Annotated in this window: 18 protein-coding genes; 16 read left to right on the forward strand and 2 right to left on the reverse strand. The window is 58.6% G+C overall.

The annotated features are described in order from the left end of the window. The first annotated feature begins 129 nt into the window (after window positions 1–129). The 8 genes from AC5SEO_RS23000 to AC5SEO_RS23035 all read left to right on the forward strand — a co-directional run bounded on the left by AC5SEO_RS23000 (window position 130) and on the right by AC5SEO_RS23035 (window position 10,274). Entirely contained in the window at window positions 130–1,596 is a 1,467-nt protein-coding gene (locus AC5SEO_RS23000) for an alpha-glucosidase/alpha-galactosidase (RefSeq protein WP_013761095.1), read from the forward strand. Window positions 1,597–1,704: 108 nt separating this feature from the next. Next, a complete protein-coding gene (locus AC5SEO_RS23005) occupies window positions 1,705–3,792 on the forward strand; it encodes an ABC transporter substrate-binding protein (RefSeq protein ID WP_097171127.1) in 2,088 nt (695 codons plus the stop codon). Between the two features lie 87 nt (window positions 3,793–3,879). Continuing rightward, window positions 3,880–4,887 carry an ABC transporter permease gene (locus tag AC5SEO_RS23010; protein WP_004431273.1) on the forward strand — a complete coding sequence of 336 codons (1,008 nt, stop codon included), beginning with the start codon at window positions 3,880–3,882 and terminating at the stop codon, window positions 4,885–4,887. Between the two features lies 1 nt (window position 4,888). After that, a complete protein-coding gene (locus tag AC5SEO_RS23015) occupies window positions 4,889–6,025 on the forward strand; it encodes an ABC transporter permease (protein WP_004431275.1) in 1,137 nt (378 codons plus the stop codon). A gap of 12 nt (window positions 6,026–6,037) precedes the next feature. Further along, complete coding sequence (locus AC5SEO_RS23020; protein ID WP_495364060.1) at window positions 6,038–7,702, forward strand: ABC transporter ATP-binding protein; 1,665 nt, start codon at window positions 6,038–6,040, stop codon at window positions 7,700–7,702. A gap of 21 nt (window positions 7,703–7,723) precedes the next feature. Further along, the gene (locus AC5SEO_RS23025) at window positions 7,724–9,097 is read left to right on the forward strand and encodes an alpha-glucosidase/alpha-galactosidase (RefSeq protein ID WP_013761091.1); all 1,374 of its coding nucleotides are present in this window, start codon (window positions 7,724–7,726) and stop codon (window positions 9,095–9,097) included. Window positions 9,098–9,310: 213 nt separating this feature from the next. Next, complete coding sequence (locus tag AC5SEO_RS23030) at window positions 9,311–9,913, forward strand: hypothetical protein (RefSeq protein ID WP_065660312.1); 603 nt, start codon at window positions 9,311–9,313, stop codon at window positions 9,911–9,913. Between the two features lie 214 nt (window positions 9,914–10,127). After that, complete coding sequence (locus tag AC5SEO_RS23035; protein WP_004431290.1) at window positions 10,128–10,274, forward strand: DUF1127 domain-containing protein; 147 nt, start codon at window positions 10,128–10,130, stop codon at window positions 10,272–10,274. Window positions 10,275–10,716: 442 nt separating this feature from the next. On the opposite strand, the gene AC5SEO_RS23040 is transcribed toward AC5SEO_RS23035, so the two are convergent. Further along, window positions 10,717–11,160, reverse strand: a complete 444-nt coding sequence (locus AC5SEO_RS23040) for a response regulator (RefSeq protein WP_004431292.1) — start codon at window positions 11,158–11,160, stop codon at window positions 10,717–10,719. A gap of 380 nt (window positions 11,161–11,540) precedes the next feature. Between AC5SEO_RS23040 and ftsZ the strand changes: the two genes are divergently transcribed. The 3 genes from ftsZ to AC5SEO_RS23055 all read left to right on the forward strand — a co-directional run bounded on the left by ftsZ (window position 11,541) and on the right by AC5SEO_RS23055 (window position 14,478). After that, window positions 11,541–12,503 (forward strand): cell division protein FtsZ, encoded by a 963-nt coding sequence (gene ftsZ, locus AC5SEO_RS23045; RefSeq protein ID WP_019566702.1) that lies wholly within the window; start codon window positions 11,541–11,543, stop codon window positions 12,501–12,503. Between the two features lie 202 nt (window positions 12,504–12,705). Next, the gene (locus AC5SEO_RS23050; protein WP_004431295.1) at window positions 12,706–13,404 is read left to right on the forward strand and encodes a GntR family transcriptional regulator; all 699 of its coding nucleotides are present in this window, start codon (window positions 12,706–12,708) and stop codon (window positions 13,402–13,404) included. A 108-nt stretch (window positions 13,405–13,512) separates the two neighbouring features. Further along, window positions 13,513–14,478 (forward strand): dihydrodipicolinate synthase family protein, encoded by a 966-nt coding sequence (locus AC5SEO_RS23055; protein WP_013761087.1) that lies wholly within the window; start codon window positions 13,513–13,515, stop codon window positions 14,476–14,478. 112 nt (window positions 14,479–14,590) lie between these two features. Here AC5SEO_RS23055 and AC5SEO_RS23060 read toward each other — a convergent pair whose 3' ends face one another. After that, a complete protein-coding gene (locus AC5SEO_RS23060) occupies window positions 14,591–15,628 on the reverse strand; it encodes an Ldh family oxidoreductase (protein WP_495364061.1) in 1,038 nt (345 codons plus the stop codon). Between the two features lie 326 nt (window positions 15,629–15,954). Here AC5SEO_RS23060 and AC5SEO_RS23065 point away from each other — a divergent pair, with 326 nt between their 5' ends. The 5 genes from AC5SEO_RS23065 to AC5SEO_RS23085 all read left to right on the forward strand — a co-directional run bounded on the left by AC5SEO_RS23065 (window position 15,955) and on the right by AC5SEO_RS23085 (window position 20,120). After that, window positions 15,955–16,761, forward strand: a complete 807-nt coding sequence (locus AC5SEO_RS23065) for an ABC transporter substrate-binding protein (RefSeq protein WP_013761084.1) — start codon at window positions 15,955–15,957, stop codon at window positions 16,759–16,761. Between the two features lie 71 nt (window positions 16,762–16,832). Then, entirely contained in the window at window positions 16,833–17,498 is a 666-nt protein-coding gene (locus AC5SEO_RS23070) for an amino acid ABC transporter permease (protein ID WP_013761083.1), read from the forward strand. A 12-nt stretch (window positions 17,499–17,510) separates the two neighbouring features. Continuing rightward, window positions 17,511–18,164 carry an amino acid ABC transporter permease gene (locus AC5SEO_RS23075; protein WP_004431304.1) on the forward strand — a complete coding sequence of 218 codons (654 nt, stop codon included), beginning with the start codon at window positions 17,511–17,513 and terminating at the stop codon, window positions 18,162–18,164. Next, window positions 18,157–18,879, forward strand: coding sequence for an amino acid ABC transporter ATP-binding protein (locus AC5SEO_RS23080; protein WP_004431309.1), 723 nt, complete (start codon window positions 18,157–18,159; stop codon window positions 18,877–18,879). Before AC5SEO_RS23075 ends, AC5SEO_RS23080 begins: the two co-directional genes overlap by 8 nt. Next, window positions 18,879–20,120: an NAD(P)/FAD-dependent oxidoreductase gene (locus AC5SEO_RS23085; protein ID WP_495364062.1), complete on the forward strand. Its 1,242-nt coding sequence runs from the start codon at window positions 18,879–18,881 to the stop codon at window positions 20,118–20,120. The genes AC5SEO_RS23080 and AC5SEO_RS23085 overlap by 1 nt, the downstream gene beginning before the upstream one ends. The last annotated feature ends 79 nt before the right edge of the window (window positions 20,121–20,199 follow it).

Raw genomic sequence — 20,199 nt, forward strand, 5'->3', positions numbered from 1 at the left:
TACGATATTGTTGCGGAGAATTTTTCAGGAGTGCCGGTTTTCCGGGGTTCTTACAGGTATATTCTCGCATCGTCTTATTATGATCGTTTGGCCCGTTTCACCCGTTCGATTTGCAACAGAGGTGGCGTTATGAGTTTCAAAATCGCTATAATCGGCGCCGGAAGCGTCGGATTCACGAAAAAACTGTTCACCGATCTCCTGTGCGTGCCGGAGTTTCGCGACATCGAGGTCGCGCTGACGGATATCAGCCAGCACAATCTGGATATGATCAGGGCGATCCTCGACAAGGTCGTGGAGGCCAACGGTTTTCCGGTGAAAGTGACAGCGCATACCGACCGCCGTCGCGCGCTTGAGGGTGCGAAATACATCATAAGCTGTGTGCGGGTCGGCGGTCTGGAAGCCTATGCGGACGACATCCGTATTCCGCTGAAATACGGGATCGACCAGTGCGTCGGTGACACCATCTGCGCCGGCGGCATTCTCTATGGCCAGCGTAACATTCCGGTCATTCTGGATTTCTGCAAGGATATCCGCGAGGTCGCCGCACCCGGTGCCAAGTTCCTGAATTACGCCAACCCCATGGCCATGAATACATGGGCAGCCATCGAATACGGCAAGGTGGATACGGTTGGTCTTTGCCACGGTGTGCAGCACGGTGCGGAGCAGATCGCTGAAATTCTCGGCGCAAAATCCCCGTCCGAACTTGATTACATCTGCTCGGGCATCAACCACCAGACATGGTTCATCGATCTAAGGCTGAATGGCCGCAAGATCGGCAAAGAAGAGCTGGTCGCCGCTTTCGAGGCGCATCCGGTTTTCTCACAGCAGGAAAAGCTGCGCATCGACGTGCTTAAGCGCTTCGGTGTCTATTCGACGGAGAGCAACGGCCATCTGTCCGAATATCTGCCGTGGTACCGCAAGCGCCCGGATGAAATCGCCCGCTGGATCGATATGTCGGACTGGATTCACGGCGAAACCGGCGGTTATCTGCGCCACTCCACCGAGACGCGGAACTGGTTCGAAACGGAATTCCCGCAGTTCCTGGCGTCAGCCGCCAAGCCCATCGAACCGGAGAAGCGCTCCAACGAACATGCGAGCCACATTCTGGAAGCGCTTGAAACCGGGCGTGTCTATCGCGGCCACTTCAACGTCAAGAACAATGGCGTCATAACCAACCTTCCTTCTGATGCGATCATTGAGTCACCCGGTTTCGTGGATCGTTTCGGCATCAACATGGTCTCGGGTATCACGCTGCCGGAAGCCTGCGCAGCGACCTGCATGGCGTCCATCAACGTGCAGCGCATGTCGGTACATGCGGCGGTCAGCGGCGATATCGATCTTCTGAAGCTTGCCGTGCTGCATGACCCGCTAGTCGGCGCCGTCGCCACTCCGGAGGAGGTCTGGCAGATGGTGGACGAGATGGTCGTCGCACAGGCGCGCTGGCTGCCGCAATATGCGGATGCCGTGCCTGATGCCAAGGAGCGGCTTGCGAAATCCACCGTCAAGACCCGCGACTGGGCGGGTGCGGCGCGCCGCAACGTGCGCTCAATCGAGGAACTACGGGCCGAGAAATCGGCGCTGAAAAAGGCCGTTTGAAGGAAAAGGCATGGGAACAGGCCGGTGGTGAAAAGGGAGTTCGCCGCCGTGGCTATCGCGACAACAGAGGGTGGGCGGTCGAAGAGCTGCCATTTGGGAGGAATGACGATGCAACTTCAACGCAAGATCGGTATCATCTCGGCATTGGGTCTTGGTGTTTCGATGATCGCACTCAGTGCGAACGCCTTCGAAACCACCACGCCGCCGGAGCCGCCGCAGTTTCCGGCGGAAGGCAAGATCAATTATGTGGCGCGCGACTCGATCCTCGAATTCAAGGCCCTGCCGAGCTACAGCGAGCCGGACTGGATCACCGAAAAATTCGAGAAGACAGGCAAGCTGCCGCCCTTGAAGGAACGCTTGCCTGAGGAGCCGCTGGTCTACAAGACCGGCAACATGGTGGATGGCATCGGCGTTTATGGCGATACGATGCGCCATGTGATCGGCGGACGGCCCGAGGGCTGGAACTACATTGCCGGCCAGAGCCAGGGCTGGGGCGGCATCGATATTGCGCTTTCCGAATGCCTGACGCGCACAGCGCCGCTGTTTCAGGTGAATGCCAAGGACACCGAACCGCTGCCCAATCTCGCCAAAGGCTGGGAATGGTCGCAGGATGGCCACAAGCTGACGATGCATCTGGTCAAGGGTGCCAAATGGTCTGACGGTGTGCCGTTCAACGCCGATGACGTCATGTTCTACTGGGAAGACGCGGTTCTCGATCCCAACGTGTCGCCGCTCGGCGGCGGCGCTTCGCCTGAAGCCTTCGGCGAAGGCACCACGCTCAAAAAGATCGATGACTATACGGTGGAGTGGACTTTCAAGACCGCTTTCCCGAAGCAATATCTCTATACCATGGCTTATCCGAGCTTCTGCCCCGGACCGGCGCATATTCTGAAACCACAGCACCCGAAATATTCCAAGAACACCTATAACCAGTTCAAGAACGCCTTTCCGCCGGAATATATGAACATGCCTGTCATGGGTGGTTGGGTGCCGGTGGAATATCGCCCCGACGACATCATCGTGCTCAGGCGCAATCCATACTACTGGAAGGTCGACGAGAAGGGCCAGCAGCTGCCTTATCTCAACGAGCTTCATTACAAGCTCTCCACCTGGGCCGATCGCGATGTGCAGGCTGTGGCGGGATCGGGCGATTTCTCCAATCTCGAACAGCCGGAAAACTTCGTCGCTTCGCTGAAACGCGCAGCTGACCCGAATGCGCCGGCTCGCCTTGCCTTCGGACCACGCCTGATCGGCTATAATCTGCAGATGAACTTTTCCGCCAATGGCTGGGGCAATCCGGACGAGCGCGGGCAGGCCATTCGCGAGCTGAACCGCAACGAGGTGTTCCGTCAGGCGGTGACCTCGGCACTCGATCGCAAGGCAATCGGCGACTCGCTCGTCAAGGGCCCATTCACGGCGATCTATCCGGGTGGCATTTCCTCGGGCACCGGTTTTTACGATCGCAATTCCACGGTCTATTACCCCTTCAACCTTAAGGAAGCGAAAGCCGCCCTTGCATCAATCGGCCTGAAGGACACCGACGGCGACGGCTTCTTGAACTTCCCGAAGGAGACACTGGGCGGACGAAACGTCGAGATCATTCTTCTGGTCAATAACGGCTACACGACGGACAAGAGCATCGCGGAAGGCCTTGTCGGGCAAATGGCGAAACTTGGCCTTCGCCTCGTCATCAACAGCCTTGATTCCAACCAGCGCGATGCGGCCCATTATGGCGGTCAGTTCGACTGGCTGGTGCGCCGCAACTCCACCGAGCTTTCGTCCGTGGTGCAGAATACCGAGCAGTTGGCACCCGTTGGCCCGCGCACCAGCTGGAACCATCGCGCACCTGAAGGCAAGGAACTGGATCTGATGCCGTTCGAAAAGGAGATGGCCGATATCGTGCGCAAATTCATCTCCTCGCAGGACAATGCCGAGCGGGCGGAACTGATGAAGCAATATCAGAAGGTCTACACGCAGAACCTCTACACGATAGGGCTTACCGAATATCCCGGCGCGCTTATCGTCAACAAGCGGTTCTCGAATGTGCCGCAGGGCACGCCGATCTTCATGTTCAACTGGGCTGAAGACGCCATCATCCGCGAACGCCTTTGGGTCGCGGCCGACAAGCAGGGCAAATACGAGCTTTTCCCCGAGCAGCTTCCCGGCAAGCCGGGTGAGGGCGGCCCGATCAACTAGAACTCCTCCCGGAGAAAACCCGGTACCGGTCGCGCGTGAAGCGCGGCCGGAGACACACGGACTAGCCAAGCGGAGGATACCCGTTCGATGCTGAGATTCCTGACAATACGCATAGGCTCCGCCATTCCGGTGCTGCTTATCCTGAGCGTGGTGACATTCGCCATCATTCAGGCGCCACCCGGCGACTATGCTGACTACATCCGCTCGCAATTGATGAACCAGGGCGGTGCGTCCTTCGAACAGGCGGAAGCGCAGGCGCAGGCCTACCGCATCGAACACGGTCTCGATAAGCCGATCGTCGTGCAATATTTCAACTGGATCGGCGGTATCATCACACGCGGCGATTTCGGCTACAGCTTCTATTACAACAAGCCGGTTGCCGATGTGGTCGGCGAACGCCTGCCGCGCACCATCGCACTCGCCCTTGTCTGCCACATTCTTTCATCGCTTCTCGGCATCGGTTTCGGCATCTGGGCTGCCACCAGACAATATTCCTGGATCGATAATCTGCTTTCGACCGTCGCCTTCCTCGGCATGACCATTCCGCGCTTCCTGATGGCGCTGATCCTCGTCTACCTGATGGTGTTTCATTTCGACGTGTCGGAAATCGGCAGCTTCTTTTCGCCGCAATATGGCGGTGCGCCATGGTCATGGGGGAAGTTCGTCGATCTCGTCAGCCATGTCTGGCCGGTGGTTGCCATCGCCGTTTTCGGTGGACTTGCCTATAATATGCGGGTGATGCGCGGCAATCTGCTGGATACGCTGAACGCCCAATATGTGGAGACGGCGCGCGCCAAGGGCCTTTCGGAAGGCGCGGTCATCATGCGCCACGCCGTGCCGAACGCCGTGCATCCGCTCATTATGTATCAGGGCGTCGTGCTGCCCTATATGCTGAGCGGCGAAATCGAAACTGCGATCATCTTTGCGCTGCCGACCGTCGGTCCCGCCATCGTCGGGTCCATGGCGGTCGGCGATGTCTATGTCACCGCAACCTTCATGATGGTGCTGGCCGCCACGCTCATCATCGGCAACATCATCGCCGACATGCTGCTCGCCATGCTCGACCCGCGTGTGCGCGAATTCGGGAGGGCTTGAGATGGTGGCCGTTGACGAACTCAAGAATGAATCGGCTGCCGCACCGAAGCCCGAGCGGGGTGTTCAGGGTAACGAGACCTATCTCGCTCTGGTGTGGCGGCGCCTCAGACGCTCTTTCACCGGCATGGTGGGGCTGGTGCTGGTGGTGCTGTTGATCACGATCTCAGTCTTCGCCGATTTCTTCGCGCCGATGAACCCGCTTGAAACCAATGACAGTTTCTCCCCGCCGCAGGTGGTGCGGTTCTCCGACAAGGACGGCAATATCAGCCTGTTCCCTCGGGTCTATGCCACCGCTGAAACGGACGAGCTCGATCCGGTGACCTTCCAGCCTATCGTCGGCCCGGATTACGACAATCCGCTTTATCTCGGCTTTTTCGTGAAAGGCGCGGAATATCGGCTGTTCGGCCTCATCCCGGCAAACCGGCACTTCTTCGGCACCACGGACGGGCAGCCGGTGCATTTTCTCGGAACCGACAAGTTCGGACGCGATGTGCTGTCACGCGCCATTTATGGATCGCGCATCTCGCTTGCCATCGCGCTCAGTGTCGTCACCATCGTTACCGTCATCGGCACCAGCGTCGGGTTGATCTCAGGATATTTCGGCGGGCCGCTGGATGCCTGGGTGCAGCGTTTCGTGGAAGTGGTTCTGGCCTTTCCACAATTGCCGCTCTATCTCGCCTTGACGTCGCTTATCCCGGTCACTGCCCCGACGACTGTTTTCCTCCTCTTCGTGGTCGGCGTCATGTCGGCGCTCGGCTGGGCGCAGATGTCTCGCGAGGTGCGCGGCAAGACGCTGGCGCTGGCGCGTATCGATTATGTCCGCGCCGCGATTGCCGTCGGCGCCACCGACCGGCGCATTATTTTCCAGCACATCCTGCCGAATGTGATGAGCCATGTGATCGTTGCCGTCACGCTGCATATTCCAAGCGTCGTGCTGCTCGAATCCTTCCTTGGCTTTCTCGGTTTCGCGGTCAAGCCGCCGCTGATCTCCTGGGGGCTGATGCTTCAGGATACGGCCACCTATTCAGTCATTGGTTCCTATCCATGGATCCTTGCGCCGGTCGGCTTTGTGCTGGTCACCGTTTTTGCCTTCAACGCGCTGGGCGATGGCCTTCGCGATGCTGTCGATCCCTATTGAGAGGAGCGTAACATGGTTGCTGCACAGAACACCTACGCCCCTGCCATCCGCTTCGATGCTGATAATCGAAACGACCAGGCCATCATCGATGCACGCAATATTGCCGTGACTTTCAAGGTTGAGCACGGCACGGTGGAGGCAGTGAAGGACATTTCCTTCCAGCTTTACCGGGGGGAGACGATCGCCATCGTTGGCGAATCCGGTTCGGGAAAATCGGTGACCGCCCGCACCATCATGGGGCTTTTGACGAAGCGGGCCTCGGTTTCGAAAACCGCGACCGTGCGCTTCAACGGCGACGACATCCTGAAATTTTCAAGCCGCCAGCGGCGGGCGTTGCGCGGCAATCGTATCTCGATGATCTTTCAGGAGCCGATGAGTTCGCTGAACCCGATCTATACAATCGGCAGTCAGATCGTCGAGGCGATCCGCGTCCACTCGAAGCTGAGCAGGAAGCAGGCCGAGGCGAGGGCGCTCGATCTTTTGCGGCAGGTGCAGATTCCGGAACCCGAGGCGCGGCTGAAGCAATTTCCGCACCAGCTTTCCGGCGGTCAACGACAGCGTGTCATGATCGCCATGGCGCTCTCCAACGATCCGGATGTGCTGATCGCCGACGAACCCACCACTGCACTGGATGTGACAGTACAGGCGCAGATCCTCAACCTCATACGCGATCTGCAGAAGAAGCGCGGCATGGCCGTGGTACTCATCACCCATGACCTGACGATCGTGAAGCAGTTTTCCGATTACGTCTACGTCATGCAGCATGGCGAGATGCGTGAGCACAATACCACTGAGCGGCTGTTTGCAGCGCCGAAGCACCCCTATACCCGAAAGCTGCTTGCTTCCGAGCCGCATGGCACCGCCAAACCATTGCCGGAAAATTCCGGTGTGCTGCTGACGGCGAATGGCGTGCGGGTGTCGTTCATGATGCGCTACGGTGGCCTGTTCAAGCCGGAATTGAAGGAACTTGTTGCCGTCGACGATCTTGGTCTTACCCTCAAGCGCCATGAAACGCTGGGAATTGTCGGCGAATCCGGGTCTGGCAAAACGACCTTTGGCCAATCCCTGTTGCGGCTGAACGAGCCGGTGGCCGGAGAGGTGATTTTCGATGGCGAGAGGGTCGACGGCCGCTCCCGGTCTCAAATGCGGCCTCTGCGCTCTCGCATGCAGATCGTCTTTCAGGACCCTTTCGCCTCGCTCAATCCACGCATGACCATCGGCCAGATCATCGAGGAAGGGCTGGTTATCAACGGGCTTGGTAAAACCAAGGCCGAAAGGCTGGAGCGGGTGCGCGACGCGCTGGAGGCGGCAGGCATGCCCGGCAACATCCTCTCGCGTTTCCCGCACGAGTTCTCCGGCGGCCAGCGCCAGCGCATCGCCATTGCGCGTGCAGTCGCGCTGGAGCCGGAATTCATCCTGCTCGATGAGCCGACCTCGGCGCTCGACCTTTCCGTTCAGGCGCAGATCATAGACCTGCTGCGCAAGCTGCAGGACGAGCGGGGCTTGAGCTACCTGTTCATCTCGCACGACCTGAAGGTCGTTCGGGCTCTCTGCCACCGCGTCATCGTCATGCAGCGCGGCAGGATCGTGGAGGAAGGCTCCGTCGAGGAGGTGCTGAACCGCCCGAAAACCGAATACACCCAGCGGCTCGTCCGGGCCGCCTTTGAAATCGCATAGTTCAAGATGCCGGAGGCAAATATGGCACGAGATCCCAAGATCACATTTATCGGCGCAGGTTCCACGGTGTTCATGAAGAACATCATCGGCGACGTGCTGCAACGTCCGGCCCTTTCCGGCGCAACGATCGCGCTGATGGACATCAACCGGGAAAGGCTGGAAGAAAGCGCCATCGTCGTCAACAAGCTGATTTCGACGCTCGGGGCAAAGGCGAAAGCCGAGACTTTTACAGACCAGAAAAAGGCGCTCGCCGGTGCCGATTTCGTCGTCGTCGCCTTCCAGATCGGCGGATACGAACCCTGCACAGTCACCGACTTCGAGGTGCCGCGCAAATATGGTCTGCGCCAGACCATTGCCGATACGCTTGGTGTCGGCGGCATCATGAGGGGCCTGCGCACCGTGCCGCATCTGTGGAAGATTTGCGAGGATATGCTCGCCGTCTGCCCCAATGCGATCATGCTGCAATATGTCAACCCGATGGCGATCAACACCTGGGCGATTGCGGAGAAATATCCGACAATCCGGCAGGTCGGCCTTTGCCATTCGGTGCAGGGCACGGCCATGGAACTCGCCCATGACCTCGATATTCCCTATGAGGAAATCCGCTATCGTTCGGCCGGCATCAACCACATGGCGTTTTTCCTGGAATTCGAGCACCGCCAGCCTGATGGCAGCTACAAGAACCTCTATCCCGATCTCGTGCGCGGCTATCGCGAAGGCCGTGCGCCGAAGCCCGGCTGGAACCCGCGCTGCCCCAACAAGGTGCGGTACGAGATGCTGACGCGTCTCGGCTACTTCGTCACCGAAAGCTCCGAGCATTTTGCCGAATACACACCCTATTTCATCAAGGAGGGGCGCGAGGACCTGATCGAGAAATTCGGTATTCCGCTCGATGAATATCCCAAGCGCTGCATCGAGCAGATCGAGCGCTGGAAGGGGCAGGCGGCTGCCTATCGCTCAGCCGAGAAGATCGAGGTCAAGCAATCCAAGGAATATGCCTCCTCCATCATCAACTCGGTCTGGACCGGCGAACCGTCTGTCATCTACGGCAACCAGCGCAACAATGGCTGCATCACCTCGCTGCCATCAGATTGCGCGGCGGAAGTGCCCTGCCTTGTCGATCATAACGGCGTGCAACCAACCTTCATCGGGGAATTGCCGCCGCAGCTGACCGCGCTGATGCGCACAAACATCAATGTGCAGGAGCTGACGGTGCGGGCGCTGATGAGCGAAAACCGCGAGCATATCTTCCACGCGGCGATGATGGACCCGCATACGGCAGCGGAACTCGATCTCGACCAGATCTGGTCGCTGGTGGACGATCTGCTTGTCGCGCACCGGGACTGGTTGCCGGAATGGACGCAGGTGGAGGTGAAGCGCGCTCGCGCGGTGTAAGCTCGCTTCGCCGAACCGCTGAATGCAAAAGGCCGTGGGTTTCATCCACGGCCTTTTTCTGTTTCACCTATGCCCCCACGACGGCAACGGTGGACGGCTTTTCTCGCCCATTTCCGAATGTGTTAAATTAATTGTGTTCGGTAAGGGTATGTTCGCCTTACGTGAATACCCTTATGAGGGCGGATAAAAGCGGCCATGTTCAGGAGTAGCAAAATGAATATCGCACCAAGTCTGTCACTGGCAGCTATGATTGCCCTGGTCGCGACGCCGTCTCTTTCTTCGGAGGATATGGGCTCTGAGACAAGCGAAGCGATATTCGGTTTTGGCGGCGCCCTCACCACGGAAGACATGCTGAAAAGCGCAGCACTCATTCCGGTCGACTATGAGAAGAACGCCATTCTGGGTGGCGGTTATCAGTTTTATCCCTATCGCATCGGCAATGTGAAACTGGGCGGTGAAATCGGCGTTGCCGTCAGGTTTGGCAAGGGTTTCACCGGTGAAGTCTGGGCGGGGCCTGTCGCGCGTTATGACAAGATCAGGCTCGGGGAACGGTTGTTCGTTTCGCCGAGTTTCACGGCGGGTCTGAGCCTCGTCTCGGATGCGCAGCCGGGGCGGGAGAGGCAAGAAGAAATCAAGGACAACGGCAACGCAAATGTCCTGTTTTACCTCGGCCCGGAAATCAACGTTTCCTTCAGCGATGAATCCTCGACGGAGTTCTTCTGGCGGCTTCACCACCGTTCCGGCGGCGGCAAGACGCTGGGCAATATGAAGGGCGCGACGAATGCCAATGTGTTTGGCGTTCGCTACAAGTTCTGACGACGTGGTGTCGGTAGTCGCCCCCGATATGACTGAATTTACGCCATACTTCTGTTTTTCCGCGCCCCTCGGAGGATGACCCTTGCACTCAGCGCATGGGTGGCCTGCCTTATTCTGTCTGTTCTTTGGTCCCGACAAGGCGTATATAAGTGACATCAAAGGACGCCGGAACGAAACGTTACTGACGTCGCCAACACCTTGAAAGGGTAATGTCATGAACGTAGCACGCAGCTTTAATAACTGGCGCAAGTATCGTCAGACCGTCAACGAACTGGGTCGCATGAGCAGCCGCGAACTGCACGATCTCGGTATCGACCGTAGCCAGATCAACAGCGTCGCCCGCGCCGCCGTCGGCAAGTAATCAGGCAGCTATTGCCGCTTTTGAATGACTAAACGCCCGCTTCGCGGGCGTTTTTGTTTTTGGCGAACCGTCGACGCTTGTGTCTCCCACGGGGCATGCCGTGCAAAGGCGAAAATCAGCCTGTTGCATTGATGTTTCGGGTTGGAAAAATCGCCATGCGTTTGATGCATGTCTGAGGTGCAAGCTTGTGTCTGTGAAATGCAGAAAAAAATGATATCTTCAAATCATCGAAACGGATGTACCTCCTCCCACATTCTTTCGGTAATGCGGGTGATCCTACTCCTCCTCCCAAGGATTGCCCCGGGGACAGCGGTTTCCTCCTCCCATATCGCTGTTCAATCTTTCAAGAAGCCTGCCGCACCTCCTCCCGCGGCAGGCTTTTTTGTTTTCAGCGCCGGGCGCCGTTTTCAAGCACCCCGCTTTTTATCTCCACGAGAATGGTTCAGTCGAAAGCCATCATGCCGATGGGCGTAACGGCACGCGTGCCCGCGCGCTTGGCAAGTGCGTAGGAAAGGCACTGTTCCACGGCGTCCTGCGGCACAGGTTTTACGATAACGCCTGCGCCGATACCGAGATTGACCACCACTTCCGGATTTGCCGTCATGAAGATCACCACGACGCCGTGATCCTGCGAAAGCCGCCTCCCGATCTCCGGGCCGGTCTGGCCGTCGGCGAGATTGACGTCTACAAAGGCAATATCTGCGCGGCTGCCGAGTGCCACGGCCTGATCCAGCCGGTTGGCGATGCCTATGACGTCAGCTTCCTCTTCCGCCTGCATAATGGAATCTTCGATATCCATGGCGATGAGAAATTCGTCCTCCACGATCAGCACACGCGGTTGTTCCGTGCGGAAACCCGGTTCGTTTTGCAGGATGTATGCGGACATATGACTGCCTCCATTCCATGCGCTTTAGCGCGGTCGGAAGGCAAACACCTGCCGAAGCAACTCGTTCCAAAGTGAGATAAACATGGTGAATACAGTGTAAACGGACCGGCTTTTCGGCTATCACCTCTAGATAGCGAAGCAGTTGATTCGGTTTGGTTTTCATCCGGGGAAGGGGTCGGAGACAGTCGCCGTAGCGCATCTTTCGCCCCTGGAGCACAAGCCTTTAGCCGCAAGCGGGGCAAAGGCTTGCATGCAAATTCAAAGCGTTACAGCGTCCTTCACGCGCCAGGAAGGACATGCAGGAACGTTGCCGATCATTCGCGTGCCGCGGTTAAAAAACGGCGCGCGAGACCCTATGAGTTTAGAAAGAGAATAAGACGATGACCCAGTCTCCGCGCGCTCCAATCGCCCGCAATACGCCCAATATCGCTGTTATCGGCGTCGGTGGCGGCGGCGGAAACGCGATCAACAACATGATCGACGAGGGCATCGGCGGCGTTGATTTCATCGCCGCCAACACGGATGCGCAGGCGCTGAAGAAAACCAACGCGCCAAGGCTCGTGCAACTCAGCTCCGAACTTACAGGCGGGCTGGGTGCCGGGGCTGATCCGGAGGTTGGCCGGCAGGCGGCAATCGATTCGCTTGACGAGATCATGGATCACCTCAACGGTTACGACATGTGCTTCATCACCGCCGGTATGGGCGGCGGTACCGGCACCGGTGCTGCGCCCGTCATCGCGGAAGCGTGCCGTGCGAAGAATATCTTGACCGTCGGTGTCGTCACCCTGCCGTTCAGCTTCGAGGGCGCGCGCCGCATGCGTGCTGCCGAATATGGTTTCGCCAATCTGCTTAATACCGCCGATACCGTCATCGTCATTCCCAACCAGAACCTGCTGCGTATTGCGGATGCCGGCACGACCTTTGAAAGTGCCCTGAAGACGGCGGACAAGGTCCTGTCCCTCGGCGTGCGCTGCATTACCGATCTCATCCTGCGCGAAGGCCTGGTAAATCTCGACTTCGCCGATGTGCGTTACGTCATGAAGAATGGCGGACGCGCGCTTATGGGCACGGCGCAGGCCAAGGGTCCAAAACGCGCTTCGGAAGCGGCAGCAGCCGCCATCGCCAACCCGCTGCTCGGCGAACCGTCGCTGAAGGAGGCACGCGGCGCACTTGTGTCGATTTCCGGCGGCAACGACCTGACGCTTTACGAGATCGACGAGGCGATGACGCTTGTGCGCGAGGCAGTCAGCGAAGAGACCGATGTGGTGATGGGCGCGTCCTTCGATCCGACGCTGGACGGCGCTTTCAAGATTTCCGTCGTGGCCACCGGCCTGCGTAACTGAGGTCCCGACCTCGAAGCGGTGCTTTGTAAAAAAGCAGCAATGTCACAAATTGAATTATTGAAGCCGTCGCGGGTAATTTTCGTGACGGCTTTTTGTTGTTTTTGAACAATTATTCCGCCATTCGAAGGGCAGGTGCTGCAACGCGGCGTTGATATGGAAAAAATATAATAGTACTCTTTATGTCGACAAGAGGGATTTGGTTATGACGGATATAATTGCTTCTGCCGAGCGTAAGCGTGGCTCCGGCGTGAAGATGGTCTACGATCTGCTGCGCGACGAGATTCTCGATCTGGTTCTGCCGCCGGGTAGTCCAATCGATGAGGTGCAGCTTGCCGAGCGGTTCAAGATGTCGCGCACGCCCATTCGCGAAGCGCTGGTGCGGCTCTCGGGCGAGGGGCTGATCGATACGCTGCCGAACCGTTCGACCATGGTGTCGAACATCGATTTCCTCAATATGCATACCTATTTCGATGCGCTGGTGCTGATGTACCGGGTGACGACCCAGCTTGCTGCCCAATATCACCGTCCGGAAGATCTGGCCGGCATCCGCGCTCATAATGCGGAATTTGCCATTGCGGTGGAAGAGCAAGACGCGCTGGCGATGATTTCCACCAATGCCGCCCTGCACCTTTCCATCGCCGAAGCCGGGCGCAACCCCTATTTCACCAGTCTGTTCAAGCGTCTGCTGGATGAGGGACGGCGCATCTTGCGGCTGTATTACCAGTCCTATGATGATCGCCTGCCGAAACGTTTCGTCGACGATCACGATGCGATCATAGCGGCGATTGCCGCGCGCGACACCGTTCTGTCCGAGAAACTGGCCCGCGAGCATGCCGAACAGATCGTGCAGCAGGTGCAGAAACTACTGGTGCGCAATGAGCGGCTGGAAATAAATCTGTAGCTTGTCGATTTCTTGTCGACAAATAAAATACAAGATTGTAATGTCCTTGTTGAAAGGGTGGCGCGGAGGTGCGTCCATTCCCGAAAAACTGTCCCTTAGGAGCTAGTAATGACGGCCAGCATTTTTTCCGGCGTGATTCCCGCCTTGATGACCCCTTGCAAAGATGATCGCACCCCCGATTTCGACGCGCTTGTCCGCAAGGGCAAAGAGCTGATCGCCGATGGCATGTCTGCAGTCGTGTATTGCGGTTCCATGGGCGACTGGCCGCTTCTTTCCGATGAGCAGCGCATGGAAGGTGTGGAACGTCTGGTGAAAGCCGGCATTCCGGTCATCGTCGGCACCGGCGCGGTCAACACGGCATCTGCCGTTGCGCACGCCGCCCATGCCCAGAAGGTTGGCGCAAAGGGCCTGATGGTCATTCCGCGTGTTCTTTCGCGCGGCTCGGTCATCGCTGCCCAGAAGGCGCATTTCAAGGCCATCCTTGCGGCCGCTCCCGAAACGCCTGCTGTCATCTACAACAGCCCCTATTACGGTTTCGCCACCCGCGCCGATCTCTTCTTCGCGCTGCGTGCGGAACACAAGAACCTCGTGGGCTTCAAGGAATTCGGTGGTCCGGCGGATATGCGTTACGCTGCTGAAAACATCACCAGCCGCGATGATGAAGTCACCCTGATGATCGGCGTCGATACTGCCGTTGTCCACGGCTTCGTCAATTGCGGCGCAACCGGCGCGATCACGGGCATCGGCAATGTTCTGCCGAAGGAAGTCATCCATCTTTGCAAGCTGTCGCAGGCCGCCGCCAAGGGCGATGCGGACGCCCGCGCCCGCGCGCTGGAACTGGAGCAGGCGCTCGCCGTCCTCTCCTCCTTCGATGAAGGCCCAGATCTGGTTCTCTACTTCAAGCACATGATGGTGCTGAAGGGCGACAAGGAATATACGCTGCACTTCAACGAGACCGATGCCCTCAGCGACAGCCAGCGCGGTTATGTCGAGGCGCAGTTCAAGCTGTTCAATAGCTGGTACGCCGACTGGAGCAAGCTTCCGGGTGCGGTTCAGGCCTGCAAGGCTGCCTGATTACTTTCTGCAGTGAAAAAGGCCCGCATTTGCGGGCCTTTTTTCGTTTTATGAGGTTCGATAGATATCCTTCGTCATGCCTGATTGGGTTCGGCATGACGAAGGACTGATGTCAGGAGACGGCGTCCATCCCCTGTTCCAGCAGCCGGTCGAGACCGGCGATTTCGGCGGCGGTCAAGGTGATGCCTTCGCTTTCCGATTTGGCGCGTGCAGTGAAGCGGCGGCCGGAGGGCAGGCGGGCACCTTGGCCGATAATGGCGTCGAACAGAATTTCCGCCCGCTGGAAAGGATCGCCCGGACGGCCCTTGGCGAAGGCTTCCGGGGAAAAGGCGACGATAAGCTCGCCATGGAAGGGCGCAAGCGTTGTGGTTCCGAGATACTCCAGTACTTCAGGGCTGGTCAGGTCACCGATCATGATACCCGCGAGAAGCTCGATCATGGTGCCGATCGCCGAACCCTTGTGGCCGCCGAACGGAAGCATGGCGCCGGCAAGCGCAGCCTCCGGGTCGGTCGTCGGGTTTCCGTCGGCATCCACGGCCCAGCCTTCAGGCAAAGATTTGCCCGCGCGACGGTGCAGTTCTATCTCGCCGCGCGCCGCAACAGATGTCGCGAAATCAAAGACATAGGGTGAAGTGTTTTTACGGGGCCAACCGAAGGCGAAGGGGTTGGTGCCGAGCAGCGGCTTGGTTCCGCCAGTGGGGGCGACGGTGGAATAGCTCGGGCACATGACCAGACCCGCTAGACCGTTCGCTGTCAGCCCCTCGACTTCCGGCCAGAGCGCCGAGAAATGCGTGCAATCATTGATGACGAGCGCGGCGATGCCGGTGCGTTTCGCCCGCTCCACCAGAACAGGCAGGCCAAGCTCGAAAGCGGGGTTGGCAAAACCGCCATTGGCGCTGACTTTCACGATCGCTGTGCCGTCGTCTCCGGCCACCTCCGGCATCGCATCGGGCTTAACCTTGCCTGCCTTGACGGTGCGCAGGGCGCCTTCGATGCGGTAGATGCCGTGCGATTTGCAGGCGTCGCGCTCACCGGCAACAATAACCCGCGCAAGCGCTCCCGCCTGCACGGCATTGAGCCCCGCCTTGCGGAAAATAGCTTCGACCCGCTGAAAAAGCCCGTCGATGGTCAATGTGGTGTTGTCGCTCATCATAATCCTCCGATATTGGGCTCGCACATTTTGAATACATAAAGTATACAACGGGCATTCTATTGCAACTCGTCTTTTCGGCATTCTGCGTCCGGTGCCCATTCCTGCCACAAGCGCCGGGATGAGAGTAGGGCAGACTTGCCCAACCAGGGCGTCATTTTCACGTGCTCTTCGGTCCCGAATTGCAAGCTGGCTGCCGTAGCACTGTTCGCTGCTGCAAAAATTCTTTTTGTATACTCATTGTATTTTTATGTTGATTTATCGCCTCCATGGGGAAATAGTGACCTCGCCTTCAATGGCAGAGCAATTCTGGGAGCAAATCAACAATGAAAAAATCGGTCATCGTCGCCGGCCTGCTGGCCGCCACTTTCGCTATTACTCCGGCCAAGGCCGACAAGCTTGACGACATCATTTCGTCCGGTACGCTGCGCTGTGCGGTCGTGCTCGACTTCCCGCCCATGGGCGCGCGTGATGACGCCAACAACCCGATCGGCTTCGATGTCGATTATTGCAACGATCTCGCCAAGGCGCTCGGCGTCACGGCTGAAATCGTCGAGACACCTTTCCCGGAACGTATTCCGGCGCTGATGTCCGGCCGCGTCGATGTTGGCGTTGCCTCCACGTCCGATACGCTTGAGCGCGCCAAGACGGTTGGCATGACCGTGCCTTACTTCGCCTTCGAAATGGCTGTCACCGCCAACGACAAGTCCGGCGTCAAGTCCTTTGAGGACATGAAGGGCAAGACCGTCGGCGCGACTGCCGGTACGTTCGAAGCCATTGCGCTCGAAAAGACCGTCAAGGAATGGGGCGTGGGCGAGTTCCGTCCTTACCAGACGCAGGCCGATGTGTTCCTCGCGCTCAGCCAGGGTCAGATCGACGCCACCGTTTCGACCTCGACCGTTGCACAGGCCAACGTTAAGACCGGCAAATTTGCCGGCATCTCGGTGGTCGGCAAGGCACCTTATGACATCGATTATGTCGCTCTCTTCACCAACCGCGATGAATATGGCTTCATCAATTACCTGAACCTGTTCATCAACCAGCAGGTTCGCACCGGCCGTTACGCCGAACTCTACGGAAAATGGGTTGGCGGCGAAGTTCCTTCGCTCACCGTCAACGGCGTCTATCGCTGATCGGAACTTTTCCCAAACGGCGCGGTCGGATCGATCGCGCCGTTGATCGTTTCTGAAAAGGTGAGACGGTTATGTTCAATTATACATTCCACTGGAATCAGGCGCTGAAGGCTTTGCCGCAGCTGCTGGACGGTGCGGTGGTGACGCTGCAGATCGCGATCCTGTCAATGGTGATCGGTCTTTCCTGCGCCATCGTGCTGACCCTGTTCCGGCTTTCCGGTAACCGGATGTTGGGTGCCATTGCCGCCGTCTGGGTGGAAATCGCCCGCAACACGCCGGCGCTGTTCCAGATTTACATGGCCCATTTCGGCCTTGGCAATTTCGGCATTCATCTCAGCCCCTATACGGCGCTTCTGGCCGGCATCGCCTTCAACAATGCGGGCTATCTTGCGGAGAACTTCCGTGGTGCGCTGAAAGCGATACCGGATACGCAAACGCGCTCCGGCCGTTCGCTCGGCATGACGTCGATGCAGACCTTCCGCCTCATCATCATGCCGCAGATGCTGCGCGTCGCCTTCCTGCCTGCCACCAACCAGATGGTCTGGGCAATCCTGATGACCTCGCTCGGTGTCACCGTCGGCATGAATACGGATCTTGCCGGTGTCACGCAGGCCTTGAACGCCCGTTCGTTCCGCACCTTCGAATTCTTCGCGCTTGCCGCGGTCATCTATTACGTGATCGCCAAGATCGTCACGCTTGCCGCCAGATTGCTGGCCGCTCGTCTGTTTCGTTACTGAGAGAGGTGCGCCATGTTTGAAACCGCTCTCACCTGGAGTGATCTTGCCTTCCTTGCCAAGGGCGCGGGGATGACGCTTGCCGTCACCGCCGTTGCCGTGACGGCTGGCACCCTCATGGGTATCATCTTCGGTGTCATCCGCTTCCAGCTCGGGGCCTATTGGTCGCTGCCGCTGACCTTCGTGCTGGATGTTTTCCGCTCCGTGCCGCTCCTCATCCAGCTGGTGCTTGGCAATGCCTTCCAGTCGATCGCCAAGCTCGGCTGGCCGCCATTCACCACCTCATGCGTGGTTCTGTCGCTTTATACGGCGGCCTATTGCACCGAGATCGTGCGTGGCGGCATCGAAGCGGTGCCGTCGAACACGCGCCGCGCCTGCCGTTCACTCGGCATGACCTGGTCGCAGGACATGCGCTACATCGTGCTGCCGCTTGCAACTCGCGTGTCGTTGCCCGCCTGGATCGGCCTGACACTCGGCGTCATGAAGGATTCGGCGCTCGTGCTGTGGCTCGGACTTATCGAGCTTCTGCGTGCCTCGCAGATCCTCGTCACGCGCCTGCAGGAACCGCTGACCATTCTCATGATCTGCGGCGCCATCTATTTCCTTATCAGCTTCCCCATCGCCCGTTTCGGCGGGTATCTCGAAAGACGGTGGTCCCCCAATGATTGAGATCGAAAACGTCCGCAAATCCTTCGGCCCGCTGGAGGTTCTGAAAGGGATCAACCTGACGGTCAACAACGGCGAGGTCGTCACTATCATCGGTGGTTCCGGCTCCGGCAAGTCGACGCTGCTGACCTGCATCAACGGCCTGGAGCCGATCGATAGCGGCAAGATCGTCATCGACGGCACCGAGGTGCATGCCAAATCGACCGACCTCAACAAGCTGCGTCGCAAGGTCGGCATCGTCTTCCAGCAATGGAATGCCTTTCCGCATCTGACGGTGCTCGAAAACGTCATGCTGGCGCCGCGCAAGGTGCTTGGCATTTCGAAAGAGCAGGCGGAGGAAATCGCGGTCAAGCAACTGACCCATGTCGGTCTTGCCGAAAAGCTGAAGGTCTATCCGAACCGCATGTCTGGCGGTCAGCAGCAGCGTATGGCTATTGCCCGCGCTCTTGCCATGTCGCCGGAATATATGCTGTTCGACGAAGTCACCTCAGCGCTCGATCCGATGCTGGTGGGCGAAGTGCTCGATACGCTGAAGATGCTGGCCGACGAGGGCATGACGATGATCTGCGTCACCCATGAAATGGCCTTCGCCCGCGATGTGTCGAACCGTGTCGCCTTTTTCCATCAGGGCGTGATGGCGGAAATCGGCACGCCGGATCAGCTTTTCGGCGCGCCGCAGCACCCCGAGACGCAGAAATTCCTGTCGAGCGTGCGGTAATGTCTGCAAACAATGTCATCGTCATAGGGGCCGGCGTTGTCGGCCTCTCGGCAGCTATTGCCGCCCAGGGACGCGGCCTTTCGGTCACGGTTATCGATCGCGAAGGCCCGGCGGCCGGCGCTTCCGCCGGTAACGCCGGTGCCTTCGCCTTCACCGATATCCTGCCGCTCGCATCCCCCGGCATTCTCTGGAAAGCGCCGAAGTGGCTTCTCGACCCGCTCGGGCCGCTCAGCGTCCCGCCTGCCTATGCGCTGAAGATTGCACCATGGATGTTTCGGTTCTGGCGCGCCTGTGCCGCCTCGAAGGTTGAACATTCCACCGCCGCCCAGACGGCGCTGATGGACCTGTCGAAGTCTGAACTTGAGCCGTTTCTCAGGAGAACCGACACGATTGCCATGCTGCGCAAGGAGGGCAATCTCCAGGTCTATGAAAGCGAAGCCGAATTCGAAGGCTCGCTTGCCGGCTGGAAGGCGCGCGAGCGTCATGGTATCGAATTCAGGCACCTCAATGCCGAGCAGATGGCCGAGATACAGCCCGGCATCGCACCGCGTTTCACCTGCGGCACCTTCACGCCCGGCTGGCATTCCATCGCCGACCCGAAGCTCTATACGCTGGCTCTTGCCGAGCATTTCCGCAGCATCGGCGGTCGTATCGAACGTCTCGATATCGCAGCGCTCAGGCCGCTGGAAGACGGTGTGGAAGTGGTGAGCCATGACGGGCGCACCCGCAAGGCCGGCAAGGCGGTATTGGCGGCGGGCGCGTTTTCGCATCGCATTGCCCGTTCGCTTGGGGAAAAAATTCCGCTGGAAACGGAACGGGGGTATAATACCACCCTGCCTTCAGGCGCCTTCGATCTGCGCACGCAGGTGACCTTCGGCGGTCATGGTTTCGTTGTCACGCGGCTTTCGACCGGCATTCGCGTCGGCGGTGCAGTGGAGCTGGGCGGGCTCGAGCTTCCGGCCAATTTCGCCCGCTCCGAGGCGCTTCTCGCCAAGGCGGCAAGTTTTCTGCCAGGCCTGAAAACCGAAGGCGGCAAGCAATGGATGGGTTTTCGCCCGTCGCTGCCCGACAGCCTGCCGGCGATTGGTGCGGCGCGCCACACGGCGCGGGTGGTCTATGCTTTCGGTCACGGCCATCTGGGGCTGACGCAATCGGCCGGCACGGCCCGCATCGTCGCCGATCTACTGACGGGGCAAAAACCCGCCATCGATACAAGGGCATTTTCGCCACAACGTTTCTAGAGGATTTTGGCTTTTCTCCGAAACGCAAAAATTCTCTAGTTTTTTTTACGCATTTTCCAGACGTAAAACCGCTACGCAC

The sequence above is a fragment of the Agrobacterium sp. K11 genome (assembly GCF_059429395.1).